Below are 26,028 nucleotides of genomic sequence, written 5' to 3' on the forward strand. Positions count from 1 at the left end.
GACATGCCACGTTTTGCTGCCAACCTCAGCATGATGTATACCGAATTAGCTTTTACTGAGCGCTTTGCCGCTGCTGCCAGAGATGGCTTCAGGGCGGTCGAATATTTGTTCCCTTACGATTATGCCGCGACTGAATTGAAAGGCTTGCTCAATGCAAATGAACTGGAGCAAGTCTTGTTCAATACCTCGCCAGGCAACTGGGCGTTGGGCGAACGTGGTATTGCATCTCTGCCTGGCCGGGAAGAAGAGTTCAAGCAAGCTTTTGATACGGCACTTGATTATGCACGCATCCTGGGTAACCGTCATTTGCATGTCATGGCTGGATTGATACAGCCTGAGCAAGATAGGGAAAGACACCGTGCCGTCTATTTACGCAATCTGGCCTATGCTGCCTTGCTGGCCTCGCGGGAAGGTATCACCATCGTCATTGAACCTATCAATACACGGGACATTCCGGGTTATTTTTTGAACCGGCAAGATGAGGCGCAAGAGATTTGCCAGGAAATCGGTGTAGAGAATTTGCGTGTGCAATTTGACATCTATCATTGTCAGATCGTGGAAGGCGATGTTGCCACCAAGCTGCGCCGCGATATGTCACGCAAGCACGCCGGCATAGGTCATATACAGATAGCCGGTGTGCCGGACCGGCATGAACCTGATATAGGGGAAGTGAATTACCCCTACCTGTTTGATTTGATTGATGAGCTTGGCTATCCAGGCTGGATAGGCTGTGAGTACCGTCCTAAAGCAGGAACCAGTGCCGGCTTGGGCTGGTTGGCTCCTTGGTTACGCGGATAAATATATCGAATTGATATGCTTATTTAATATGCTGAATTGCCGCGAAAATCAGCTTTGCCACAGTCATTTGAAGATGCATTGACAGTGGCATGAAAACGGCGGAAAGTGATCAAAGCAAGCAGCTTTTGTGGTTCTCTTACTCCTTGAAGTGCATTGGAGGCGATCATGAGTATCCGTATCAAAATCTGGCTGTCAGTCATGCTGGGGCTGATGCTGGCCAGTTCCGTTCATGCAGAAACTACGCTGGTATTAAATACCCCCTTTTTTGCACCAATTACTTCCCCTGGGCGCGATGGCGTACTTGACCTGTTCTACGCTGAGTTATTCAAGCGCTTAGGGTTCAAGGTCGATATCCAGCCTATGTCGGCTGAGCGCAGTTTGCTCAATGTTAACAATGGTATTGATGATGGTGATGTCTCGCGCGTCCTGGGTATAGATAAGACTTACCCGAATCTTGTGCGCGTTCCAGAATCCGTCATGTTTTATCAAATGGTGGTGTTTACCCGCAAACCCAGTTTTACTGTGACAGGCGCTGATAGTCTCAAGCCTTTTGACGTAGGCATACTCACAGGCTGGAAAATTCTTGAACGGAATATCGTTGATACCCGGTCCTTGCTCAAACTGGAAACGGGTACGCAATTGTTTTCCATGCTGGATAAAGGACGGATAGATGTTGCGGTGATAGAAAAACTGGAAGGTTTGCATTTCATCAAGAGCCTGGGACTCAAGGACATCAAGATCATGGAGCCGGCTTTTGTTGAGGGTGACTGGTTTTTATACCTCCACAAGAAACATGAGGCACTGGTACCCAGGCTGGCTGAAGAAATCCGCAAGATGAAGCAGGATGGTACTCATAAGCGGATTTTTGATTCAGTTTTAAAACGCTATCAGCCCGTAGCCGGTGCTTGAATGCGCTCACTGATACGCAATCTGGGTGGAAGTGGCGCCAATAGTCTGGGGCGCAGGATAGCGATTGCCATCCTCATGTTCAGCTCTGTGGTGACGCTGGTGTCTACGGTATTTCAGCTGGCAATAGACTATAAGCGGGAAGTCAGCGATATAGAAGCGCAGATGACGCAGATACAATCCAGCTATGAAGAAAGTTTATCATCCAGCCTGTGGGTGACCAGTGTACGTGATCTGGAGCTGCAACTGAACGGCATCCTGAGATTACCTGACATGCAATATGCCGAAGTGCGTACCGATCAGGGGGCACTCGTTGCCAGGGCAGGGCAAGCCATCAGCACGCACGTCATACGCCATGAATTCCCGCTTAACTTCATCCACAGGCAAAATCAGGTTCATATAGGTAGCGTGCTGATCGTCGCCAATCTGGAAGGTGTTTATCAACGCTTGCGCGACAAGGTGGTGGTGATATTGATTACCCAGACCATCAAGACTTTCCTGGTGTCCTTGTTTATCCTCATGCTGTTTCAATACATGGTGGGGCGGCATTTAAAAAAAATCGCTTTGTTTTCAGATCGCCTGTTTGCAGGCAGCAAGGCAGGAAAATTGCAGCTTGAGCGTAAACCAGGCCCCAGAGTAGCAGGGGACGAGCTTGAACAAGTTGTTGGTGCGCTCAATGCCATGCAGCAGCGTCTTGATCAGTTCGTTGAAGATTTACAGGAAAGTGAATTTCGCTGGAAATTTGCATTGGAAGGTGCTGGCGATGGTGTCTGGGACTTTAATCTTGTCACCAATGAAGTCGTCTATTCGCGACGCTGGAAAGAAATGCTTGGATATCGCGAAGATGAATTGCCCGGCATTCTTGATACTTATACCAGGCTTGCACATCCAGAAGATGCTGCCCGTGCGTTTGCTCAACTGGATAATAATTTATCGGGTAAATCAGATTTTTTTAGTATAGAACAAAGAATGTTATGCAAGGATGGTAGCTGGAAATGGGTGATGTCGCGTGGCATGGTAGTGGAAAAGAATGCCGAAGGTAAAGCTACGCGCATGATAGGCACCCATACTGATATCAGTGAGCAATTGAAGGCTGCAGAAGATATGCGCACGCTGCTGGTCGAGAATGAACTGGCACGGGCTGAGCTACGCCTGATCAACGACAGTATGGAAAAACAGGTGCAGGAACGTACTGCGCAGCTGGAAACCGCCAATAAGGAACTGGAGGCATTTTCATATTCAGTATCGCATGACTTGCGCAGCCCCTTGCGTGGTATTGATGGCTGGAGTCTGGCCTTGCAAGAAGATTATGGCCCGCAACTGGATGCAACAGGCCAGGAGTATCTGGGAAGGGTGCGTGCTGAAAGCCAGCGCATGGGTCAGCTGATAGACGATATGTTGCAGTTCTCACGTTTAGGCCGTGCAGCCCTGACTATGCGCGAAGTTGATCTCAGTGATTTGGCGACGACCATCGCGGCACGCATACAGGACGCGCAACAGGGCGCAAATGAGCAGCGTCTATACAACTTCGTCATTGCTCCGGGCTTGCACGCCTGGGGTGATAAACGTTTGCTGGAAGTCGTTTTGACTAATTTACTCGAAAATGCGGCCAAATTTTCTAAAATGAAAGAACTGCCTCAGATTACATTTGGCAGTGTGCACATAACAGAACCATTGTCGCAGACAGAGGTGCGAGCCTTCTATGTCAAGGACAATGGCGCGGGTTTTGACATGCGCTATGCCCACAAACTTTTTGGTGTATTTCAAAGACTCCATAAAGCCAGTGAATTCAGCGGTACAGGAATAGGTCTGGCGACGGTGCAGCGTATTGTTTTTCGCCATGGTGGGCATATCTGGGCAGACTCAACATCAGGCGAAGGGGCGACATTTTATTTTACCTTGAAGGAGTTTCAATGAGTACAGGAACCATCTTGCTGGTAGAGGATAATCCCAGTGACATAGGCTTGACCGAACGCGCCTTCAAGAAAAGCCATATCACCAATAATCTGGTGATTGCCCAGGATGGGCAGGAAGGACTGGATTACCTGTTTTGCCAGGGGAATTATGCCAATAGAGAAGATGCAAATCCTCCCATGCTGGTGTTGCTGGATTTGAAGTTGCCTAAAGTAGATGGCCTGGAAGTATTAAGGCAGATACGCAATGACCCGCGTACCCACAGAGTGCCGGTGGTGATCCTGACTTCTTCGCGGGAAGAGCAGGATGTGGCGGCTGGTTATGATCTTGGTGTGAACAGTTACATACGCAAACCAGTGGATTTTCAACAGTTTGCCGAAGTCATCAAGCAATTGGGTTTGTATTGGCTGGTGATTAACGAAAATCCGCATCAATCATAATCAGGCAGATGAAGATGAAACAGGGCTGACATGGCAACTCCACTGGCTTTGCTGATGGTTGAAGACTCTGATATGGATGCAGAGCTGGTCTTGCTGTGCCTGCGTCGTGCCGATTTTGATGTCAGTATGATACGGGTTGAAACTAGTGAAGAGATGCGCCAGGCCATGGCTGAGCGTGATTGGGATGTCATACTCTCAGACTACAACCTGCCGCATTTCAATACCAATGAAGCTCTGGCACTGTTAAAAGAATCTGGCCTGGACCTGCCTTTTATCGTTGTCTCTGCCGAGCTTGGTGACAATGCTGCAGTCGCCCTGATGAAGGCCGGTGCACATGACTATGTCATGAAAGATAGCCTGGCACGACTGCCGCCTGCCATCAAACGTGAAATGAGCGAAGCCGCGCAAAGACGAGCCCACAGGCAGGCCGTGGAAGCGTTGCGCGAGAGCGAAGAGCGCTGGAGTTTTGCCCTGGAAGGCGCAGGCTATGGGGTATCCGACTGGAATATCAAAACGGGTCATGTGCTGTACTCATCATGTTGGGCCAGTATGCATGGCTATGGCAGTAATGAAATCCCGGCTACCGTCGATGGCGGTATGGACCTGGTACACCCGGATGAGCTGCCGTTGGTCCGGGACGCGTTGCGTGCTTATTTTGCTGGTGCCATGCCGCGCTATCACAGTGAGCATAGAATTCTTGGTAAGGATGGTAGCTGGAAATGGGTCATAGACAGAGGCATGATCGTCAGCCATGACGAGCATGGAGTTGCCACCCGCATGATTTGTACCCACGTCGATATTTCCGAGCGCAAGCAGGCTGAAGAGGAATTGCGCATCCTGAACGAGCAACTGGAATTGCGTGTGGAAGAACGCACACACGAATTGCGTCGCGCCATGACGCAGATCATTGAATCAGAAAAACTTGCTTCGCTGGGCGTACTGGTGGCGGGTGTCTCGCACGAACTCAATACACCTATAGGAAATATGTTGCTGGCCGCTTCATCTCTGGCAGACAAACTCAAGGACGTGGCCAAACTGATCGAGAGTGGCAAGGTGACGCGCTCAGGTCTGGTGCAAGCCCTGGATGAATGTGCTGATGTCGGTCAATTGATTGTACGCAGTGGCGGGCGTGCCAGTGAATTGATAGACAGTTTCAAGCGTGTGTCAGTAGACCAGACCAGCCAGCGCAGACGCTCATTTGATGTACGCATTGCGGTACAAGACAGCATCAATGCCCTTGGTGGCATGATCAATCGCGCAGTGGTGTCGGTTGATAACCGCATTCCTGAAGGGCTGATGATGGATAGTTTTCCAGGCCATCTGGAGCAGATCATCAATAATCTTATCGTTAATTCCCTTACCCATGGCTTTGAGGGAAGAGCGGATAAGCATATCGTCATTGATGCGCGTAGCGGGGACGGGATGATTGAACTCGTTTATACGGACGACGGCTCAGGCATCGCGCCAGCCTTGCATCACAAGGTGTTTGAACCTTTTTATACAACCCGCCTGGGACAGGGTGGTTCAGGTCTGGGTCTGTATATCGTCCATAACCTCGTGCAGGGTATATTCAAGGGAACTGTAAGGCTTGAGAGTGAAGACGATCAAGGCGTGCGCCTGTATTTCAGTTTTCCTGCAATTACCCCAAAAACAAACTGAAGTGCTGCGGCCTGATCTATTCAAAATCAGGCCGATTTCTGACCGACTCCAAGCAAAGTTTTATTCGTCTGCTACCTGCAAAATCAGCTTGCCAAAATTTTTACCTTCAAATAGCATCATCAAGGTATCAGGGAAAGTTTCCAGGCCTTTGACAATATCTTCACGAGTCTGGAATTTACCTTCAGCCATCCATTTACCCATTTCTGCCAATGCCTCGCCATAGCGGGCAGCGTAATCAAACACGACTATGCCTTCCATGCGGGCACGGTTCACCAGCAATGACAGGTAGTTGGCCGGGCCTTTGACAGGCGTAGTGTTGTTGTACTGTGAGATTGCACCGCAGATGATGATGCGCGCCTTCAGATTGATACGGGTCAGCACGGTATCGAGGATATCGCCACCGACATTATCAAAGTAAATATCAACACCATTCGGGCAGTGTTCTTTCAGGCCATCTTTGACTGAGCCGGTTTTATAATCTATGCACGCATCAAAGCCCAGTTCATTGACCACAAAATCGCATTTATCCTTGCCACCGGCGATGCCGACTACGCGGCAGCCTTTTTGTTTGGCGACCTGGCCCACAGTCTGGCCGACCGCACCGGCAGCGCCAGATACCACGACGGTTTCACCAGCTTTAGGCTGACCCACATCCAGCAGACCAAAATAGGCCGTCATGCCAGGCATGCCCAGAGCATTCATGAATTTTGGCAAAGGTGCCAGTTTGGGGCTGACCTTGTAAAAGCCAGCAGTTTTGTCATCGGCTGCACCTACCCAGTATTGCTGGACACCAGTGCCGCCCGAAACATAATCACCCACCGCAAATTTGGGGGATTTAGAGGCAATCACCTTGCCTATGCCGCCAGCGCGCATGACTTCATTGATGGCAACCGGACGGATATAGGATTTACCTTCGTTCATCCAGCCACGCATGGCAGGGTCCAGCGAGATGTAAATGGTTTGCACGACGATTTCACCATCTGTGATATCGCGTACTTCTTCTGTTGTGAAGTTCCAGTCGCTATGCTTGGGGTTGCCGACAGGGCGGGCGGCGAGGCGGTATTGCTGATTGCTGAGTGTGCTCATGTTGTCTCCAGAATGTTGTACTTAGGTTGCTGCTGTCTGAACCAATTGGGGGCTGCCAGAAGAACGACTATACACTAATTAGAACGATCGTGCTTTTTGTTGTGATTATTTAATTGAAGATGGATTCTATGAATTATGCGACTGATCATGCGACAATAGACGGTTAATCTTTAAGCTTTGCAATCAATTTAACGAATTTAATTTGTTTCTGGCCATGGAAAGCAGCAATCCTGGCCTATACACTGACATCATGAGCATACGACCAGAATATATCCTGACTTTATCCTGTCCTGACCAACGCGGCATTGTGCATAGCGTATCGGGCTTCCTGGCCAACCACGGCTGTAATATTATCGATTCTGCCCAGTTTGGCGATGCCCAATCTGCAACTTTCTTCATGCGTGTGCATTTTGCGGTAGAAGATTTCAGTGTGAGCGACGGTGCCTTGCGCGAAGAATTTGCGGCTTTGGGTGCGAATATGCAAATGAACTGGCAGTTGCATGATGCCCATCACAAGCCGCGCGTGATGCTGATGGTATCCAAGATAGGCCATTGCCTGAATGACTTGCTGTTCCGCTACAAGAGCGGTCTCTTGCCAGTAGAAATCAAGGCCATCGTCTCGAATCACACAGACTTTTATCAACTCGCTGCCAGCTACAATATTCCTTTCCATCATCTGCCACTGGCAGCGGGTGCACCGGCAGAAGCCAAACAGACGCAGGAACAAAAAGTGCTGGATATTGTTGCTGCCAATGATATTGAACTGGTGGTGCTGGCGCGTTATATGCAGATATTGTCACCACAAATGTGTGATGCCTTGAAGGGCAAGGCCATCAATATTCATCATTCCTTCCTGCCCAGCTTCAAGGGAGCAAAGCCTTACTACCAGGCACATGAACGTGGCGTCAAACTGATCGGTGCTACTGCGCATTTTGTGACGGGTGATCTGGATGAAGGTCCTATCATTGAACAGGACGTGGAACGTGTTGATCACTCCATGGAGCCAGAAACCCTGACAGCCATAGGTCGCGATGTGGAATGCGTGGTATTGGCACGTGCAGTCAAATGCTTTGTTGAACATCGCATTTTGTTGAATGGTCACAAAACGGTGGTATTCAAGTAATGGCACTCAAATCCATCATTTATAAAGCCGACCTGAACATCTCGGACATGGACCGTGGCTATTATGCCGACCATAGCCTGACTATTGCCCGTCACCCATCCGAAACCGATGAGCGCATGATGATACGCGTGCTGGCTTTCGCCATTCATGCCGCTGAGCGTCTGGAGTTTGGCAAAGGTATCTCGGATACGGAGGAACCTGATATCTGGCTCAAGGATTACACCGACGCCATACAGCTATGGATAGAGGTAGGCCAGCCAGATGACAGACGTTTGCTGAAGGCTTGTGGTCGTTCCGAGCAAGTCATCGTCTATAGTTTTGCCAGCGCCAGTGATATCTGGTGGAAGGCAATGAATAGCCGTCTCGACCGCGCCAAGAATTTGCGCGTCATGAATGTGCCCTCAGCGCAAAGTCAGGCACTGGAAAAACTCGCCCAGCGCAATATGCAATTGCAATGCACGATACAGGACGGGCAAATCTGGATGTCTGCCGGAGATGCCTCCGTACAAATCGATCTGGAAGTACTTAAAGAGTTTGCCTGAATGCGCTTGTCTGAATGCATAGGCGGCAGGGACAATAACCTGAGCTTGTTGCGCATAGTCGCTGCGCTGGCAGTATTGGTTGGACATAGCTTTGCTCTGTTGAGTCAACCAGAACCTTGGGGTGCACTGACAGGCATGACCCCGGGCTCAATTGCAGTTGATGTGTTTTTCATCGTCAGTGGCATGCTGGTGACAGCAAGCCTGCTCAACAAGCAAAGCATGGTTGACTATATATGCGCACGGGTATTGCGCATTTTCCCTGCGCTGATATGCATGTTGTTGTTGACAGTATTTTTGTTGGGACCTTATTTCAGCAGCTTGCCGTTGACAGGATATTTGTCTGCTGTGGAGACGTGGAAATACCTGCTCAAATGTGCGAGGCTGTTACCCGATGTCGCCTACATATTGCCCGGCGTGTTTGCACATAATCCTTATCCGTATGCAGTCAATGGCTCACTGTGGAGCATGCCATACGAAATCAAGATGTATTTGTTATTGTTGGCGCTCTGGTGCTGCCTGGCCCTGCTGAAGAAATGGCGCATCCAGATTCTGACATGCCTGATACCGGCTGTTACTTTGCTGGCTGCCATGTTGATGTTCATGCGCTATTTTTACCTTTATCAAGATAGCGAATTCCTTCTTCATTTTTATCCTTTTTACGATAGTCAGTTTGCCCGTTTGCTGTTCATGTTTTTCTCTGGTGCCAGCCTGTTTGTGCTGAAAGAAAAACTGGTGTTGACCAGGCGTTTTTTCTATTCCTTGCTGTTACTGGTACTGGCAACTGCGTTCATCAGCAAACCTGTATTCTTTAGCGTCTATAACCTGACGATTGCTTATCTTGTGGCCTGCATTGCTTACTTGCCTGAAGGTGGGGTAAGGCGTTATAACCGCATGGGTGATTATTCGTATGGAGTGTACATTTATGCCTTCCCGGTACAGCAGGCAATTGCTGCTTTATTCCCGGGGATTGCCGTGTGGAGTATGGTGATGGTGTCGGGTTTTGCGACACTATTGCTGGCGGTATGTTCGTGGCACATAATAGAAAAACCGGCCTTGACCTGGAAATCAGTGATAATTAAGTGCCTGCGCAACTATTTGCCGCTTAAAGCAGACAAAACAGCTTCACTGGTCTAGGTCGTACTGGAAACAGCCTCTGCCCAATATAGTGGCGGTGGAAGTATGTAGTTACTGAATTCCAGATGCAGTACCCTGCGTTGGCTAATCAGTTTTGCCTTGTCGGACGCGTGCAGTAACAAGGGTTTCATCAACAAGATATCACCTGCCTGCATGATGCAGGTATGAGAACTGGTAGTTTGGCTGACGTCTTGTATCTGGGTATCGTCAAGTTTGCCCGATGTGTGGCTGCCAGCAATAACTTTGAGCGCAGCATTGTCAGCGCCAGCATCATCAAGGGCAATGCGGCAAGTCAGCATTGCTTCCAGCACTGCTGCTGGTGGCTCTACATAATGCACATTTTTCTTGTAAGTCCATTTGCCATAGCCAGCAAACTTGGTTTTCTGGTTGACGCAAATAGTCATATCCTGATGCCAGGGTACCAGCCAATTATGATCGGCATTCTTATTGAAAAAGATGCTGCGCACTGTTTGTGCTTCTGTCATATCTGCAGCATCTAGTAGCGCATGGAGTTTGTTCCAGTTCAAAGCCTGGCGTATGCCTGGGTAACTTTGCATTACCTGGCGCACACCGTATTGATCAGAGATGGGCTGGCAAGCCTGCCGCAATTGCTGTAATTCAGATTCATCAAGAAAGCCCGGCAAGATGACAAAACCCTGGCTTGCCAGGGTTTCTGCGATGCTTTGATTGATGTAATGCATTAAGACTGCAAGACTTTTTTCAACCACAGGCTGATGTCATCCACTTCTTCAGGGCAAACGGAATGCGGCATCATGTATTCATGCCATTCCACTTGATAGCCCAGATCTTTCAGCAGATCGCGCGATTGCTCTGCACGTTGTATCTGGATGACATTGTCACCGCGGCCATGGGCCTGGAAGATGGGAGTATTTTGGTTTGCCGCATGGCGTTCTTCTGTAATCACATCACGCAAGGGTACATAGCCAGACAGGCATAGCAAGCCTGCCAGTTTTTCATGATAACGCAAACCAGTTTGCAAAGTCATGGCGCAACCTTGCGAGAAACCAGCCAGGATGATGCGCTCAGACGGGATGCCGCGCGCATTCTCGCGGGCGATCAATTGCTCTATGCGTTTTTGTGACAGACGCAAACCAGCCTCATCTTCACGCTTGGCGATATCTGTACCAAGGATGTCGTACCAGGAACGCATGACATAGCCACCATTGATAGTCACCGGCATGGTGGGTGCATTCGGGAAGACAAAACGTATGCCAGGATTGCCGCGCAAATCCAGTTCCCTGACGATAGGGACAAAATCATTCGCATCCGCGCCCAGGCCGTGCATCCAGATAATGGCAACAGTTGGATTCGGTGTGCTTTCCAGTTCTACGGTTTCTAAAATATCTTGTGTCATGATGATTTTCGGGAAGATGAAAAATAAGCAGCCAGTTTGACCGACAGCAAAAGCAGGCCACAGGGTAGCCAGACGGTCAGTAGTTCAGATTGTATTACACGCCATCCGCGCGCTGTCAGAAAGCGGTTCACGCCTATAGGTGATACCTGGATGAATTGCCAGGGGAAGAAATAACGCTCTTCAGTCAATGGCCAAAAAAATTCCACTCCCAGGCCGCCTGTAGTCAGTGCATCGAGCAGGCCGTGTGAAAGTGTGGCAAAAGCGATAAACAGCCAGCAAACCAGGGCTGAACTACGCAAACGTGTATGAAAGACACTGGTCAGGCTGGCAACCAGCATGGCAAACACGATGGAATGGCTGAAGCCGCGGTGACCAAAGGCAGATTCGTAGGCAATACCGAGTTTGAAGGCGATCACATCAAGATCAGGCAAGATCGCGGCTAACATGCCCGTTACTACCAGAGGCCAGGGCAGGCGTTTTTGCCCCAGTATCAGGCCCAAAGTCAGTGGTACAACGGGATGCGTCAGTATGGTTGCCATCGCAATCGGTTTTTTGCCGTTCAGGCAGATGGGGTTTTGGCGCGTATGGCGTTTTTAGGGCGGAAAGCTTTGCAGACGCCGTCATCCGTTTCTATATACGGACCACCTATCAAATCCACGCAATATGGTACTGCTGCGAAAATACCGGCAACGACTTGCTTGCCTTCGCCGTCTTTCAAGCCTTCCAGCGTCTCCTTGATGGATTTGGGTTGGCCTGGCAGGTTCAAAATCAAGGCAGCATGGTCTGGCGTTTCGCGTATCACCGCAACCTGGCGTGACAAGATGGCCGTTGGTACAAATTGCAGGCTGATCTGGCGCATTTGTTCACCAAAACCCGGCATTTCCTTGCTGGCGACTGCCAGTGTCGCTTCGGGTGTGAGATCACGTCTCGATGGGCCGGTACCACCCGTGGTAATAACGAGATGACATTGTTCTTCATCCACCAGGGCGATTAAAGCCGCTTCTATAGCTGGGCGCTCATCGGGGATCAGACGCGTCACCATTTCCCATGGGCTGGTGAGCGCTTTGCCAAACCATTCCTGCAATGCAGGCAATCCCTGGTCCTGATAAATGCCGGCAGAGGCGCGGTCCGAGATTGATACCAGACCTATTTTGAGTTTTTCACCATCTGCTGAGGTCATTTGTTCAGGCTCACTTGTCATCAAACCCATCGTCTTCTTCATCCAGGTCTGCGTCATCCGTTTCGTCAGCGTTGGCTGCAGCTTTGGATTTTTGCAAATCTTTCAAAATCTGGAAGATTTCGCGATAAGCCTTCGGTGGCTTGTTTTCAGCCTGTTCTTTGCGGGCATTGCGTATCATTGTGCGCAATTGCTGTACGTCGAGGTGAGGGTGTTCTGCCATCAGCTCTGTCAGGGCATTGTCGTCTGCCAGCAATTTGTCGCGGCGACGCTCCAGCGCATGCATGGCTGCAGTCTCGGCCTTGGATGCACCTTTCCAGCTATCGATGGTTTTCTGGATCAGGGCAATTTCTTCTTCATCCAGAGTGCGCATTTTCTTGCCTACATACTGCATCTGGCGACGGCGGCCTTCATGATCCTTGATTTGCTGACATTCAAGGATGGCATCGCGCACGTCTTCTGGCATGGGTACGCGCTTGACGCGTTCACGCGGCTGCTCGACCAATTCCTGCCCCAATTTCTGCAAGGCGGTCATCTCGCGCTTTAATTGTGACTTGGAAGGACGCTCGTATTCTGGTTCGAACTCACTGGACTGGTAGCCACATGAGCCACGATTTGGATTTGGCATAATTCTGCGCCTTTACTATTAACTTAATGAAACGGCTGCTATGATACCCTTTTTAGCTTGGAATTACCTAAAATCAAGCTGCGATTGACCCATAATTGACCCATATATGGTGTGAATCAAGGTAAATAATTAGGATATTTCCGTTTGGCCATTTGGTCATTTAGCATTGACAAACATAGAACCCCATCCATGAGCAAACCAGTTTTCACCCATACCCAGGACCAGTTAAAGCAAATCGCGCAGGACATGTTGCGTTTCGCCCGTGAAAAAGGGGCATCGGATGCGGCAGTTGAGATCAGTGAGGGCGGTGGCCTGTCCATCAGCGTACGCAAGGGTAAAGTCGAGACCATAGAACAGAACCGTGACAAAGGCATAGGTATTACGGTGTATATCGGTCAACGCCGTGGCAACGCCAGTACCTCGGATTTTTCTGAACAGGCCCTGCGTGACTCTGTCGATGCTGCCTACAATATTGCCCGTTTCACGGCAGAAGATGATTGCGCTGGCTTGCCTGAGGCAGACTTGCTGGAAATGGCGCCGCGTGACCTCAAATTGTGCTACCCGTGGCTGGTCACTGCAGAAGAAGCCATAGAGCTGGCAAAACGCACAGAAGCTGCGGCTTTTGCAGTCGACAAGCGCATCACCAATAGCGAAGGTGCCAGCGTACACGCCCAGCAATCGCATTTTGTGGCAGCCAATTCACGTGGCTTCATGGGGGGATATCCCATTTCCCGTCATACCATTTCGGTTGCACCTATTGCGGGCAGGGGCTCAAAAATGCAAAGGGATGACTGGTATTCCTCGCAGCGCAATGCCAAAAAACTGGCAGAGCCAGAAGCCATAGGTCGTTATGCCGCGGAACGTGCACTGGCGAGGTTGAATGCACGCAAGCTCGATACCCGCAAGTGCCCGGTCTTGTTTGAGGCACCGTTGGCTGCCGGTTTGCTGGGTGCCCTGGTGCAGGCTACATCTGGTGGTGCCCTGTATCGCAAATCCACTTTCTTGCTGGATTCTTTAGGGACGCAAATTTTTCCGTCCCATATACAAGTGGTGGAAGATCCGCATGTTATCGGTGCTGTTGGTTCTTCACCATTTGATGATGAGGGTGTAAAAACCCAGAAGCGCAATATCGTTACGGATGGCGTATTGCAGGGCTATTTCCTGTCCACTTATTCTGCCCGCAAACTGGGCATGCAAACTACCGGTAATGCCGGTGGCTCGCATAATCTGTCGCTGACTTCCAGCCTGACCAAGCGCGCAGACAATTTTGTTGGCATGCTCAAAAAAATGGGTACAGGTTTGCTGGTCACCGAGCTGATGGGGCAGGGTGTCAATTATGTAACCGGTGATTACTCACGTGGCGCATCCGGTTACTGGGTAGAGAACGGTGTAATCCAGTATGCAGTAGAAGAAATTACGATCGCTGGCAATATGCGTGACATGTTCCAGCAAATCGCTGCTGTTGGCAATGATGCTTTAATACGTGGCACGAAGCAAACTGGCTCCATCCTCATAGAAAACATGATAGTCGCGGGTAGCTGATTAGCAGAAATCGGATCGCTAAGGAGGTCCAAGAAGCCTGTCATCATTTGTTAGACAGGCTTCTTTTAATATAACTACGTCACTTGTCTATATTTATTTTGGTGGATTGTAGTTTGCCAAGAGATAAGACAATGACGGCACCTGCAAATGGCATCAAGTCAACAAGAGCAGGAATATTGGATTTTATCCAGCCATGGATGGCAACATCTTCGACAAACATCCCACCTGCAATCCATCCCAGCATCGCGCCCCCAACATAAATAACAAATGGAAATTTGTCTATTAATTTGAGTACCAGTTGGCTACCCATGACGATAATCGGGATGCTCAGCAAAATACCAAAAATAACCAGCCAGTTGTGACCACCCGCAGCACCAGAAATGGCAATGACATTGTCCATACTCATGACCGCATCGGCCACGATCACGGTTTTGATTGCCGTGAAAAGGGTAGAGCCACCATCAATTTCATGTGCTTCTTCGTCTTCTGGTATCAAAAGCTTGATGCCTATCCACACCAGCAGCAAGGCGCCGACTATCTTGAGGTAAGGGATAGCCAAAAGGTTCAGGGCAAACAGGATGAGCGCAATGCGCAAGCCTATGGCGCCCACCATACCCCAGAAAATACCCAGTTTGCGCTGATGATCGGGCAGGCGACGACAAGCCATTCCTATCACGATGGCATTGTCGCCCCCGAGCAAAATATCAATTGCCATGATTTGCAGGATGGCAAACCAAAATTGTGGATTACTGATGTCCATGAATTAATTTTTCCAGAGTTGTTGTCGTTTTTTGAATAGCCTACATTCTGGTGTATGACGCGAAAAAATGCATAGACAGAAATATGCCTGTTGTTATTCGCCCTCAGTAGTACTACTTAAATTACTGTCTGAACCACCCCGGATTCTATATTGCTGGCGCAGTGCATGTGTGCGAAATTGATACTTGTCGCTGCAATAAAGCTTGATCGTTCGCGGGGATTGGTGGCAATTGTTGCATTGCAATATAATCATTTATTGCTAGCTCCTGCTTACGCCCATAGAATGATTTCGGTTTTAGCAAATGGTGCTGCCATCATTAAATCAAAGTTGGTCCGGGAGCAATTCTGGTCATTATTCAAAATATCGGAGATAGTATGGAACGTCGTTCCTTTCTTAAAAAAGCCGCAGCAGGTGCATCAGTTGGCGCTGCGGTTGCCGCACCAGCCCTGGCTGCGGATGCTTTGCCAACCCTGAATTGGCGTTTGACATCCAGTTTTCCTAAAAGTCTGGACACCATCTTTGGTGCATCCGAGGTTTTTGCAGCACGCGTCAAAGAACTGACAGATGGGAAATTGAATATACGGGTGTTTTCTGCTGGTGAGATTGTTCCTGGTACGGCGGTTTTGGACGCGGTACAAAATGGCACTGTAGAAATGGGACACACCGCGTCATATTACTATTTTGGCAAAGACCCAACATTTGCATTTGATACAGCAGTACCGTTCGGCCTGACTTCACGTCAACAAACTGCCTGGATGTTGCATGGCAATGGCATGAAACTCATGCGTGAGTTCTTCGCTGAATACAATGTGGTCAATTTCCTGGGCGGGAATACCGGCACCCAAATGGGTGGCTGGTTCCGTAAAGAAATCAAGACGGTCGCAGACTTGAATGGCCTGAAATTCCGCGTCGGTGGTTTTGCTGGTCGCGTGTTGTCCAAGCTGGGTACAGTGCCGCAACAGATCGCCGGTGGTGACATTTATCCTGCGCTGGAAAAAGGCACGATAGATGCTGCTGAATGGGTAGGTCCTTATGATGATGAAAAACTGGGCTTCAACAAGATTGCCAAGTTTTATTATTATCCAGGCTGGTGGGAAGGTGGCGCGCAATTGTCCTTCTATGTCAGCAAGAAAGAATGGGACAAACTGCCCAAGCAATACCAGGCTGCAATTGAGGCTGCGACGCATGAAGCACATAACGACATGCAAGCCAAGTACGATGCACGCAACCCGGCAGCCCTGGGACGTTTGCTGGCGCAAAAAATCAATCTGAAGCCTTTCCCGCAGCCTGTCATGGATGCCTGCTTTAAAGCGGCCCAGGAGACCTTTACAGAAGAAGTGGCAAAGAACCCAAAATTCGCCAAGGTATATACGGACTGGATCAACTTCCGCAACAACCAGGGGCAATGGTTCGGGGTTGCTGAGCAAGCCTTTGCACGCTTTAACTTTGGCAAGGCTTTGAAATAATTGTAATTCAGGTTTTACAAACAAAAATCCCCGCAGAATTTTGCGGGGATTTTTGTTTTGTGTCTTACCTGCAGCAATGAAAAAACCTCTGCTATTACTAGTCAGAGGTTTTTTCTTATTGCTAATACTGCTTGTTTATCTTTTATTCGCCACTTACTTCTGCGGCTCCTGGAATTGGAACTTTGGTTGCTCCTCTTCTGGCGGCGTTTCAGGTGTAGCAGGCGCGCTGGCGGGCTTCTCGGTGCTGTCGCTAAATACCGGGGGCTTGACGTCGGCATCCGGTTCATTGACAGTTTTTTCTATCACCAGATTGTCTGACACAGGTTTGCTGGAGCCTTTATCAAGCAGGGCAGTGACCATGACAGGGAAGCACATGACCAGCACGACCATGATCATCTGCAGACCCACCCAGGGCAGGGCTCCCCAGTAAATATCCGAGCTCTTGACTTCTTTGGGGGCTACACCACGCAGATAGAACAACGCAAACCCAAATGGCGGATGCATGAATGATGTTTGCATATTCACGCACAACATCACACCGAACCATACCAGTGCAGCAGAAGAGGCGGCTTGCGGGCTACCCATGCTTTCCAGTAAAACTGGGGCGAGGATTTTTTCTGCAACCGGTGCCAGCATGGGAACCACGATAAAGGCAATTTCAAAGAAATCCAGGAAGAAAGCCAGGAAGAAAATGAACAGATTGACGATCAGCAAAAAGCCTATCCAGCCACCAGGCAAGGAAGTGAACAGATGTTCTACCCATACACCGCCATCAACGCCCTGGAATACCACGGAGAAACAGGTCGAGCCTATCAGGATAAAGACAACCATGGCGGTAATGCGCATGGTGGACTGGTATCCCAGTGTAATCAGTGCACGCAAATCAGCAATGCGATAGGCACGTGTCACCAGCCAGACGAGAGCAACATATACAACGACCAGGGCAATTTGCAATGCGAGCTTCGCTGGTTTGCTGATCTCTTTGGTGTCGGAGTAGAAAAACAGGCCGATGATCAGGGCGATGCCCAGACCAGCCAGGCCGGCGCGGAAAGCCAGTTTATCCCTCTTGTTGAATTCCTTGTCGCGCAACACCGCCAGGATGATTGCACCGAGTGCACCCATGGCACCGGATTCTGTCGGTGTGGCTATACCCAGCATCATGGTGCCTAGCACCATGAAAATCAGTACGGCTGATGGAATAATCCCTTGCAGGCATTTCTTCCACAGGGCCCAGCCTTGTAAAGTGCGTGCTTCTTTCGGGACGGCAGGCAGCCATTCTGGCTTGATGCGGGACAGGATGAAGGTGTACAGGATGAACAGCGCAATCTGTACCAGCGATGGTCCCCATGCGCCCAGATACATGCTGCCTACGTCGGCGCTGGAAGTCTGGGTTTTCAATTGATCAGCCAATACCACCAGTACCAGTGAAGGTGGTACCAGTTGGGTAATCGTACCTGAGGCCGCCAATACGCCAGTGGTATAGCGCATGTTGTAACCATAACGCATCATGACCGGCAATGAGATCATCGCCATCGCAATCACCTGGGCGGCAACCGTGCCTGTGATGGCGCCAAGAATGAAACCGACGATAATGACGGAGTAACCAAGGCCACCACGGATAGGGCCAAACAACTGCCCCATGGAGTCGAGCATGTCTTCTGCCAGGCCACACTTCTCCAGTATCGCCCCCATGAAGGTAAAGAAGGGAATGGCCAATAAAAGATCATTGGCAAGCACGCTGCCAAAAATACGTTGTGGAACAGCTTGCAGGAAAGCGACGTTAAAAAAGCCCAGTTCTATCGACAGCAGACCAAAGGACAAGCCCACCGCCAGCAACGAAAATGCAACGGGGAAGCCGACCAGCATGAACAACACCAGACCGCCAAACATCAGTGGCGGCATATACTCTAAAGGGATCATTGCACAGGCCTTTCGTATTTCGATTCCAGATGTGTCTTGCCCTGCAAAGATGCAATACGCTTGATGAGTTCAGATACGCCTTGCAAAGTCAGTAATGCAAAGCCAACAGGAACGATGAGTTTGATGGGGTAGCGCGGCAGCCCACCAGAATTGCTCGATTGTTCCAGAATTGCCCAGGATGGCAGGAACAAGGATTTCCAGGCCAGCCAGGAAAACAATATGCACGAAGGGAAAAGGAAAAAGACGATACCGAAAATATCGATCCAGAGTTGAGCACGTTCAGAAACGTGGGCGTAAATCAAATCTACCCTGACATGTTCATTTTTCTGGAAGGTGTACGAGGCACCCAGCATGACGGCGGCACCGAACAAATACCATTGCAATTCCAATGGCCAGTTGTCGCTCCAGTCGAAACCATAACGTATTAACGCATTCGTAGCGCTGACGATACATGATAATAAAATTAACAAGTTTGCCAGACTACCGATACGCTCATTCATTACGTCGATCCATTTAGACAGACGCAGAAATACTTGCATATACATATCTCCTGAGTTTTTATTTTATAGACTACCAAGAAAACTAATCCTGCCTGAGGAGCATAAATCCTGCGCAGCATGGTTCCCTGGTGTCTTATTTGGTGCTTCTGGAATTACCATGAGCTTAGTGCAGGTATTCCATTAGCCGTCACGAGTATAAGACATTTTTTCACATACACGAGAGCCTGTAAGCGCTGAAAAAATGCTTTTTTGGAGTGAAAACGACATTCCCAGTATTTCTACTTAGATGAATATTTAATGCGGGAATTTAAAGCTTGGTGGGCGGGTGCGATTTCTGTGTGATAAATCGCACCCTGGCCAGCAGTTTAATGTAGATATGCCAACTTGCTTGGTTAGGTTTGGCCAGGCTTGGCTTAACTTAACTGACTGCGCAGTCTGGCGATGGCCAGTTTGACTTGTTGTGGTGCGGTACCGCCTATATGATTGCGGGCCGCAACTGAGCCTTCCAGCGTCAGGACTTCAAAGACATCGTCATTGATCAGGCTGGAGAAGGCACGCAATTCTTCCAGTGACATATCGCTGAGGTCGCAGGCTTTCTCTACGCAGGTACGCACTGCCAGTGCTACGGCTTCATGGGCATCACGGAAAGGCAGGCCTTTCTTGACCAGGTAGTCAGCCAGGTCGGTTGCTGTGGCATAGCCTTGCAGGGCAGCGGCACGCATGGCTTCTGGCTTGACGGTGATGCCGCCTGCCATGTCAGCGAAAATGCGCAGTGTATCAATGACCGTGTCTACTGTATCAAACAAAGGTTCTTTGTCTTCCTGGTTGTCCTTGTTGTAGGCCAGTGGCTGGCCTTTCATCAGGGTCAACAGGGCAATTAAATGACCATTCACACGGCCGGTTTTACCACGTGCCAGTTCTGGTACGTCTGGGTTTTTCTTTTGCGGCATGATGGAAGAGCCTGTGCAAAAGCGGTCAGCGATATCAATGAAGCCTATGCGTGGGCTCATCCAGATCACCAGTTCTTCTGACATGCGCGAGATATGGGTCATCACCAATGCAGCGGCTGCGCAAAATTCTATGGCAAAGTCGCGATCAGAGACGGCGTCCAGTGAGTTGTAGCAAACTTCGTCAAAGCCCAGGGTTTTGGCGACGCGTTCGCGGTCGATAGGGAAGGTTGTGCCAGCCAGGGCTGCAGCACCCAGTGGCAGGCGGTTGACGCGCCTGCGGCAATCCTGCATGCGCTCGGCATCGCGGCCAAACATTTCTACATAGGCAAGGATGTGGTGACCAAAAGTGATGGGCTGGGCCACCTGCATATGAGTAAAGCCAGGCAGGATAGTATCGGCATTTTTTTCTGCCAGATCCAGCAGAGCCAGACGGAAGTCTTGCAGCAAGCCGAGGATATTGTCGATGGCACTACGCATGTACAGACGGATATCAGTGGCGACCTGGTCATTGCGTGAGCGGCCGGTGTGCAGGCGTTTGCCAGCATCACCTACCAGCTCGGTCAGGCGTTTTTCTATATTCAGATGCACATCTTCCAGATCCAGCAACCATTCAAATTTGCCGCTGTCGATTTCAGATTTGATCTGTGCCATGCCACGTTGTATGTCAGCATAATCCTGAGCAGTGATGATATTTTGTGCCTGCAGCATCTCAGCATGCGCCAATGAGCCTTCAATATCAAAGGCAGCCATGCGGTTGTCAAAGAAAACTGAGGCAGTATAGCGTTTGACCAGATCGGAAACAGGTTCAGAGAAACGGGCAGACCATGCCTCGCTTTTTTTATTGAATTGTGATGTCATAGTGAATTGTTGCCATATTGGCTGCATTTGCGAGAGAATTTCCCTTGATTATCCCAGATTTTGCGCATGATTACCCTTGGAAATGCCAGATGTCTGTCTGGTCGTGGACAATTAGTCATTTAATTTACTTACCCGGGTGCCCGTGTGGCCACTTATAAACTGCAGGTCAGCTAAGAATCAAGGCGCATTCGAGACGCTATTGCGCATATAAAAAATAAAGATAAACAACAATGACTAGCGATAAGAAAAACACCGTAAGTGAGCCTTTGATCCCTGATTGTTGCAATTTGGGTGTGTTTTCCCGCATCTTGATCAGTGTGAATCTGCTGGCCTTACTGGCTTTGTGGTCGCGGGGGGATGAGTGGCGTGTGGTATTGCAAAACTTTCTGGAAAGCGCAGCATTGCTGGAAACCATATGCCTGCTGTCTTTGCTGGTTTTATGCAATTTGCGCAGACTGGCGATGCGATATTACATGTCTGGCTGGTTTCAGCGCTTGTTGTGTTGCGCCTTGCCAACAGCGATAGCTTCCATGCTGATGCTGTATTTGCGTACGCAATACTGGATATTGGCAGGTTTTCCTAAATTTAATCCCATCTTTGTCGTCGCCGCAACTGGTTTGCTGGCGCTGGCATTTCAACAGTATTTTGAACTGCGTACCAGGGCTTTTTCGCCGGCGTTGGGTGAGGCCAAGCTGCAAGCCTTGCAAGCCAGGATACGCCCTCACTTTTTATTCAATAGCCTCAATACTGCCTTGTCACTGATACGTACCGAGCCGCGTCGTGCCGAGATCGTTCTGGAAGACCTGGCTGATCTATTCAGGGTATTGATGCGTGATACGCGTAATGTCACCAGTCTGCAGGATGAGATACGTTTATGTGAGCAATATCTGGCGATAGAAAAAATACGTCTGGGGGAGCGCATGCAGGTGATCTGGGATAAAGAAAAAATTTCACCCAAAGAGCTGGGTGAAATACAAATTCCCTCCTTGTTGTTGCAACCATTGCTGGAGAATGCGGTTCATTATGGCATTGAGCCATCGGTGGAGCAGGCCACCATTACTGTGGAGATAAAACGTCAACTGGATAAGGTGGAAATTCGCATCCGTAATCCTTACCATGCAGAGGCGAATATGGTTTCTGGTAACCAAATGGCACTGGAAAACATACGACAGCGACTAAGTTTGCTTTATGATATCGAAGCGCAAATTCAATACGGAGTAGTAGATGCGTACTTTGAGGTTAAATTGCAATTCCCGGCTAAAAGATGATGACACCAAGAATACTGATTGTTGATGATGAGGCACCCGCAAGACAAAGGTTGATGACATTGTTGTCGGATATTCAGGCCGAATGCCCGGTGACGGTGGTGGGTGAGGCAGAAAATGCCATGCTGGCGCTGGAGAAAATCAGTAGTTTGCAACCAGATATCGTTTTGCTTGATGTGCAGATGCCGGGCATGAATGGCATAGAGTTGGCGCAGCACCTCGCACAGCATCAGGCCAACCTGCGCTCGCCAGCGATTATTTTTGTGACTGCCTACGATGAATTCGCCGTCAAGGCTTTTGAAGTTCACGCGCTTGACTATCTGATGAAGCCGGTGCGGGCCAGCCGCCTGGTCGATGCCTTGGTGCGCGCCGGTGAAAAAATGAAGGTGGCACGCCGCCTGCCTGAAACCATGGCAGCGGATGTCAGCGGATCCAGGCGCAAGCATTTTTCTGTGCTGGAAAGAGGGAGAATATTATTAGTGCCAGTGGCAGATGTACTGTTTTTGAAGGCAGAACAAAAATATGTGACCCTGCATACTGTGCAGCGCGAATATCTGCTGGAAGAATCGCTGACGTCGATAGAGCTGGAGCTGGGTGATTTGCTGGTCAGGGTGCACAGGAATGCTCTTGTCGCACGTACAGCCATTAATGGTGTCGAACGGGCAGTGCAATTAGTGGATGTGGAGAATAATCAGGAAAAGGTATCAGAGTCGTGGCAAATCATCGTCAGCGGTTGTACTGAACGTCTGCCGATTTCACGCAGGCAATGGCCCATAATCAAGGCTTTGGTGCGGGTTTGACTTGTTTTGCGCGCTGAGCAAATCCAGCGCCTCCAGCGCCAGACCGTTCAGCGCCAGACCGGCAAGCCAGTCAGGTCAGTGTTTTCATCATGTACCCAGGCTGGCAGACCAGTGCGGTCAGTTGGCCCCAGTACTTCCAGAAGTTCAAGCTGCTCTTGTTTTTTACCGCGCTGACGTTGTGCTGGCAAAGGTTTTCTGGCTTCTGGCAATAAAAATGCTGGTTCGCCAAAGCCCGGTAACTCCAGAGTAGCGTGATCTTTATTGTCTTTCATCAGTTGAGCTTGATCAATGTTGATGTTTGGCGATATTTTGTGACGCTTGAGCAAAAAGCAAAATAAACCGACCCCGGCAATTGCTTGCCAGAAGTATAAATAGTGCTCGGTAAATTTGTGCGAATGCACCAGAACAAAAAAACTTGGTTGCGGGGGCAGGATTTGAACCTACGACCTTCGGGTTATGAGCCCGACGAGCTGCCAGACTGCTCCACCCCGCGTCTGAAGGAGGCGAATTGTACATGGCGCGGGCGCTATATACAATCGTTTATAGAAATATTTTTATACGAGCGTCAAATCAGCAATCTGAATCCGGCGTAATTTGCCATTCTTCACAATGCAACTGTGGAAAATAATGCTGCTGATGCAACCCGTAGAATAAATTGGATGCATAATGGACACACAGGGAAGTGCAGTGTGGTGCCACGCATGCATCAACCAGAGATCATTTTCAGGAGCGAAAAAGCAGTTATGGAATTCGAAGTCATCGACACACAAATTTCACCCGGCGGCCGCATGGAAGTTTTGTCCAAGGCCGAGGTCGCGCAGTTGCTCGACAATAGTCATGGTGGCTTGTACCAAGTGTTTCGCAGTTGCGCATTGGCGGTATTAAATTGCGGTAGTGGCCTGGATGATGGCAAGGAACTGTTGGAGCGTTACAAGAGCTTTGATATCAGCATTATCCAGCGCGAACGAGGCATCAAGCTTGACGTCAAGGGCGCGCCTGCCAGCGCTTTTGTTGATGGCGTCATGATCAAGGGCATACAGGAACACTTGTTTGCCGTATTGCGCGACATCCTGTTCATCAAGGCTGCCATCGAAGATGACCGCAAATTTGATTTGACGACCACTGAAGGCATCAGTGACGCCGTTTTCCACGTTATGCGTAATGCCAATTTGCTCAAGCCACAAGTCAACCCCAATATGGTGGTGTGCTGGGGTGGGCATTCGATTTCCAGTGATGAATACGATTACACCAAGCATGTAGGTTATCAGCTAGGTTTGCGCGGCATGGATATTTGCACAGGTTGTGGCCCGGGCGCCATGAAAGGGCCGATGAAAGGTGCCACGATAGGCCATGCCAAGCAAAGGATTACTACTGGCCGTTACCTGGGGATTACCGAGCCCGGCATTATCGCTGCCGAAGCGCCAAACCCCATCGTCAATGACCTGGTGATTTTACCGGACATAGAAAAACGCCTTGAAGCCTTTGTGCGCATGGGGCATGCAGTGATTGTGTTCCCTGGTGGTGCAGGTACGGCGGAAGAGATTTTGTATTTGCTTGGGATTTTGCTACATCCTGACAATGCTGATTTACCTTTCCCCTTGATTTTTACCGGGCCAGAAAGTGCAGCAGATTATTTCCGTCAGATAGATCAGTTTATTGCTGCAACCCTGGGGCCTAAAGCGCAGCAGAGTTACAAGATCATCGTCAATGATCCGGTCAGGGTAGCGCAAGAAGTGCAGGCTGGTATCAAAGAAGTGCGTGAATTCCGCAAAGCCAAGGGTGATGCTTATTATTTCAACTGGTTGTTGAAAATAGATGCAGAATTCCAGAAGCCTTTTGATCCTACCCATGAAAATATGCGCAATCTGGCTTTGCACAAAAACCAGGAAACCCATTTGCTGGCAGCAAATCTGCGCCGTGCTTTTTCAGGTGTAGTTGCTGGTAACGTCAAAAACCAGGGTATACGTGCGATAGAAAAGCATGGACATTTTGAAATTCGCGGCGATAGTGAAATAATGGCATCAATGGACACCTTGCTGGCATCTTTTGTTGCACAAAGTCGCATGAAATTACCAGGTAAGGCTTATACCCCTTGCTACCGTGTTATAAAGTAATTGCGTTGCAGTAAAACCGTAGGATAATGGTGCAACCCTGTTCCATCAATATGAGGAAAACAGACATGAGTTCCGTACAGCAAGAAGTCGACGAACGTACCAACCTGACTGCGTCCAACAAGTTTGAGCTGTTGCTGTTCCGGTTAGGGACAGATGGCAATAGCGACAGGTCAGAACTGTTTGGCATTAATGTCTTCAAGGTGCGAGAGATTGTTGCCATGCCCACGATTACCGGCATGGCTGGCGCAATGCCCCATATGCTGGGTGTAGTGAATTTGCGCGGGCAGATTATCCCCGTCATCGATTTGCCTTCCGTCGTCGGGCTCAAGCCCAAGACTGGCCTGAATATCATGCTGGTGACTGAATATGCACGAACTACCCAGGGCTTTGCGGTTGAATCTGTAGAAGAAATCGTGCGTCTCGACTGGAATCAGGTTTTGTCTGCAGAAAACAGTGCTGTTGGCGGCATGGTGACCAGTATCGCCCGGCTCGATGGTGATACTGAAGATACTCGTCTGGCCCAGGTGCTGGACGTAGAACAGATACTGCGCCAGATCACACCGTCTGACACCAAGGATGTTGACCCTGAAACCATAGGTGCCAAACTGAAAATGCAAGCCGGGGCATCCATTCTGGCTGCGGATGATTCAGCAGTGGCCCGTGGCCTGATAGAGCAAGCCCTGACCGCCATGGGTGCGCAATACATCATGACCAAGACTGGTAAAGAGGCCTGGGAAAAACTGCAATCCCTGGCTACTGCAGCGCAGGCTGAAGGCAAGGGCGTGCGCGACAAGGTGGCAATGGTGCTGACAGACCTGGAAATGCCAGAGATGGATGGCTTTACCCTGACACGCAAGATCAAGCAAGATGACAGATTCAAGTTCCTGCCTGTGGTAATACATTCGTCTTTGTCTGGTGCGACCAACGAAGACCATATCAAGACAGTAGGTGCAGATGCCTATGTTGCCAAATTTGTTGCTGAAGAATTGGCTGCGACGATACGTGCCGTACTGGCAAAATAAATACCTGCCTTCAATTAGTGAAAAAGGGTGCAATTAGTAAATAATTGCA

26 protein-coding genes and 1 tRNA gene are annotated in these 26,028 nt (G+C 49.5%); 14 read left to right on the forward strand and 13 right to left on the reverse strand.

The features are described from left to right. Positions 1-3 precede the first annotated feature (3 nt). Entirely contained in the window at positions 4-798 is a 795-nt protein-coding gene (otnI, locus tag AC3WQT_RS18510) for a 2-oxo-tetronate isomerase (protein WP_492705884.1), read from the forward strand. 23 nt (positions 799-821) lie between these two features. Here the strand turns inward: otnI and AC3WQT_RS18515 are convergent, their stop codons facing one another. Then, positions 822-965 (reverse strand): hypothetical protein, encoded by a 144-nt coding sequence (locus AC3WQT_RS18515; RefSeq protein WP_492705886.1) that lies wholly within the window; start codon positions 963-965, stop codon positions 822-824. On the opposite strand from AC3WQT_RS18515, the gene AC3WQT_RS18520 reads away from it, so the two are divergent. From AC3WQT_RS18520 to AC3WQT_RS18535, 4 genes are read left to right on the forward strand one after another with little or no spacing between them, the layout of a single operon-like run. Further along, entirely contained in the window at positions 964-1,707 is a 744-nt protein-coding gene (locus tag AC3WQT_RS18520; RefSeq protein WP_492705888.1) for a substrate-binding periplasmic protein, read from the forward strand. The two genes, AC3WQT_RS18515 and AC3WQT_RS18520, sit on opposite strands and share 2 nt — an antisense overlap. Beyond that, positions 1,708-3,621, forward strand: a complete 1,914-nt coding sequence (locus AC3WQT_RS18525; RefSeq protein ID WP_492705889.1) for a PAS domain-containing protein — start codon at positions 1,708-1,710, stop codon at positions 3,619-3,621. Then, entirely contained in the window at positions 3,618-4,058 is a 441-nt protein-coding gene (locus tag AC3WQT_RS18530; RefSeq protein WP_492705890.1) for a response regulator, read from the forward strand. Before AC3WQT_RS18525 ends, AC3WQT_RS18530 begins: the two co-directional genes overlap by 4 nt. Before the next feature lie 30 nt (positions 4,059-4,088). Next, complete coding sequence (locus AC3WQT_RS18535) at positions 4,089-5,717, forward strand: sensor histidine kinase (RefSeq protein WP_492705891.1); 1,629 nt, start codon at positions 4,089-4,091, stop codon at positions 5,715-5,717. 60 nt (positions 5,718-5,777) lie between these two features. Here AC3WQT_RS18535 and AC3WQT_RS18540 read toward each other — a convergent pair whose 3' ends face one another. Then, a complete protein-coding gene (locus AC3WQT_RS18540) occupies positions 5,778-6,803 on the reverse strand; it encodes an NADP-dependent oxidoreductase (protein WP_492705893.1) in 1,026 nt (341 codons plus the stop codon). Positions 6,804-7,053: 250 nt separating this feature from the next. Between AC3WQT_RS18540 and purU the strand changes: the two genes are divergently transcribed. Genes purU through AC3WQT_RS18555 form a run of 3 tightly spaced genes read left to right on the forward strand, consistent with a single transcriptional unit; the run spans position 7,054 to position 9,602 of the window. Further along, entirely contained in the window at positions 7,054-7,926 is an 873-nt protein-coding gene (gene purU, locus AC3WQT_RS18545) for a formyltetrahydrofolate deformylase (protein WP_492705895.1), read from the forward strand. Continuing rightward, positions 7,926-8,468: a YaeQ family protein gene (locus AC3WQT_RS18550; protein WP_162040944.1), complete on the forward strand. Its 543-nt coding sequence runs from the start codon at positions 7,926-7,928 to the stop codon at positions 8,466-8,468. Before purU ends, AC3WQT_RS18550 begins: the two co-directional genes overlap by 1 nt. Continuing rightward, positions 8,469-9,602, forward strand: a complete 1,134-nt coding sequence (locus tag AC3WQT_RS18555; protein WP_492705897.1) for an acyltransferase family protein — start codon at positions 8,469-8,471, stop codon at positions 9,600-9,602. On the opposite strand, the gene AC3WQT_RS18560 is transcribed toward AC3WQT_RS18555, so the two are convergent. From AC3WQT_RS18560 to yjgA, 5 genes are read right to left on the reverse strand one after another with little or no spacing between them, the layout of a single operon-like run. After that, a complete protein-coding gene (locus tag AC3WQT_RS18560; RefSeq protein WP_492705899.1) occupies positions 9,599-10,303 on the reverse strand; it encodes a phytanoyl-CoA dioxygenase family protein in 705 nt (234 codons plus the stop codon). The genes AC3WQT_RS18555 and AC3WQT_RS18560 overlap by 4 nt on opposite strands. Beyond that, complete coding sequence (locus AC3WQT_RS18565; protein WP_492705900.1) at positions 10,303-10,977, reverse strand: alpha/beta hydrolase; 675 nt, start codon at positions 10,975-10,977, stop codon at positions 10,303-10,305. Before AC3WQT_RS18565 ends, AC3WQT_RS18560 begins: the two co-directional genes overlap by 1 nt. Continuing rightward, a complete protein-coding gene (locus AC3WQT_RS18570; RefSeq protein WP_492705902.1) occupies positions 10,974-11,516 on the reverse strand; it encodes a metal-dependent hydrolase in 543 nt (180 codons plus the stop codon). Before AC3WQT_RS18570 ends, AC3WQT_RS18565 begins: the two co-directional genes overlap by 4 nt. 20 nt (positions 11,517-11,536) lie before the next feature. Further along, complete coding sequence (gene mog, locus AC3WQT_RS18575) at positions 11,537-12,157, reverse strand: molybdopterin adenylyltransferase (protein WP_492706274.1); 621 nt, start codon at positions 12,155-12,157, stop codon at positions 11,537-11,539. Between the two features lie 10 nt (positions 12,158-12,167). After that, entirely contained in the window at positions 12,168-12,782 is a 615-nt protein-coding gene (gene yjgA, locus AC3WQT_RS18580) for a ribosome biogenesis factor YjgA (protein ID WP_492705904.1), read from the reverse strand. Between the two features lie 189 nt (positions 12,783-12,971). Here yjgA and pmbA point away from each other — a divergent pair, with 189 nt between their 5' ends. Next, entirely contained in the window at positions 12,972-14,324 is a 1,353-nt protein-coding gene (gene pmbA, locus AC3WQT_RS18585) for a metalloprotease PmbA (protein ID WP_492705906.1), read from the forward strand. A 79-nt stretch (positions 14,325-14,403) separates the two neighbouring features. Here pmbA and AC3WQT_RS18590 read toward each other — a convergent pair whose 3' ends face one another. Next, a complete protein-coding gene (locus AC3WQT_RS18590; RefSeq protein ID WP_492705907.1) occupies positions 14,404-15,084 on the reverse strand; it encodes a TerC family protein in 681 nt (226 codons plus the stop codon). A 374-nt stretch (positions 15,085-15,458) separates the two neighbouring features. Between AC3WQT_RS18590 and AC3WQT_RS18595 the strand changes: the two genes are divergently transcribed. After that, positions 15,459-16,550 (forward strand): TRAP transporter substrate-binding protein, encoded by a 1,092-nt coding sequence (locus tag AC3WQT_RS18595; protein WP_492705909.1) that lies wholly within the window; start codon positions 15,459-15,461, stop codon positions 16,548-16,550. 153 nt (positions 16,551-16,703) lie between these two features. On the opposite strand, the gene AC3WQT_RS18600 is transcribed toward AC3WQT_RS18595, so the two are convergent. From AC3WQT_RS18600 to argH, 3 genes are all read right to left on the reverse strand, one after another. After that, positions 16,704-18,470, reverse strand: a complete 1,767-nt coding sequence (locus AC3WQT_RS18600) for a TRAP transporter large permease (protein WP_492705910.1) — start codon at positions 18,468-18,470, stop codon at positions 16,704-16,706. Then, positions 18,467-19,009 (reverse strand): TRAP transporter small permease subunit, encoded by a 543-nt coding sequence (locus AC3WQT_RS18605; protein WP_492705912.1) that lies wholly within the window; start codon positions 19,007-19,009, stop codon positions 18,467-18,469. The genes AC3WQT_RS18600 and AC3WQT_RS18605 overlap by 4 nt, the downstream gene beginning before the upstream one ends. 374 nt (positions 19,010-19,383) lie before the next feature. Next, complete coding sequence (gene argH / locus AC3WQT_RS18610; RefSeq protein ID WP_492705913.1) at positions 19,384-20,778, reverse strand: argininosuccinate lyase; 1,395 nt, start codon at positions 20,776-20,778, stop codon at positions 19,384-19,386. A gap of 230 nt (positions 20,779-21,008) precedes the next feature. On the opposite strand from argH, the gene AC3WQT_RS18615 reads away from it, so the two are divergent. Then, complete coding sequence (locus AC3WQT_RS18615; protein ID WP_492705915.1) at positions 21,009-22,046, forward strand: sensor histidine kinase; 1,038 nt, start codon at positions 21,009-21,011, stop codon at positions 22,044-22,046. Further along, positions 22,043-22,843 (forward strand): LytR/AlgR family response regulator transcription factor, encoded by an 801-nt coding sequence (locus AC3WQT_RS18620; protein ID WP_492705917.1) that lies wholly within the window; start codon positions 22,043-22,045, stop codon positions 22,841-22,843. The genes AC3WQT_RS18615 and AC3WQT_RS18620 overlap by 4 nt, the downstream gene beginning before the upstream one ends. A 47-nt stretch (positions 22,844-22,890) precedes the next feature. On the opposite strand, the gene AC3WQT_RS18625 is transcribed toward AC3WQT_RS18620, so the two are convergent. Both AC3WQT_RS18625 and AC3WQT_RS18630 read right to left on the reverse strand, forming a co-directional pair. After that, positions 22,891-23,115, reverse strand: coding sequence for a hypothetical protein (locus AC3WQT_RS18625; protein ID WP_423008691.1), 225 nt, complete (start codon positions 23,113-23,115; stop codon positions 22,891-22,893). Between the two features lie 144 nt (positions 23,116-23,259). After that, positions 23,260-23,336: transfer RNA gene (locus AC3WQT_RS18630), tRNA-Met, on the reverse strand. Positions 23,337-23,586: 250 nt separating this feature from the next. Here AC3WQT_RS18630 and ppnN point away from each other — a divergent pair. After that, positions 23,587-24,957, forward strand: a complete 1,371-nt coding sequence (gene ppnN, locus AC3WQT_RS18635) for a nucleotide 5'-monophosphate nucleosidase PpnN (protein WP_492705918.1) — start codon at positions 23,587-23,589, stop codon at positions 24,955-24,957. Between the two features lie 65 nt (positions 24,958-25,022). After that, a complete protein-coding gene (locus AC3WQT_RS18640) occupies positions 25,023-25,979 on the forward strand; it encodes a chemotaxis protein (protein ID WP_492705920.1) in 957 nt (318 codons plus the stop codon). Positions 25,980-26,028: the final 49 nt, after the last annotated feature.

Source organism: Undibacterium sp. FW305-107, from assembly GCF_058788535.1.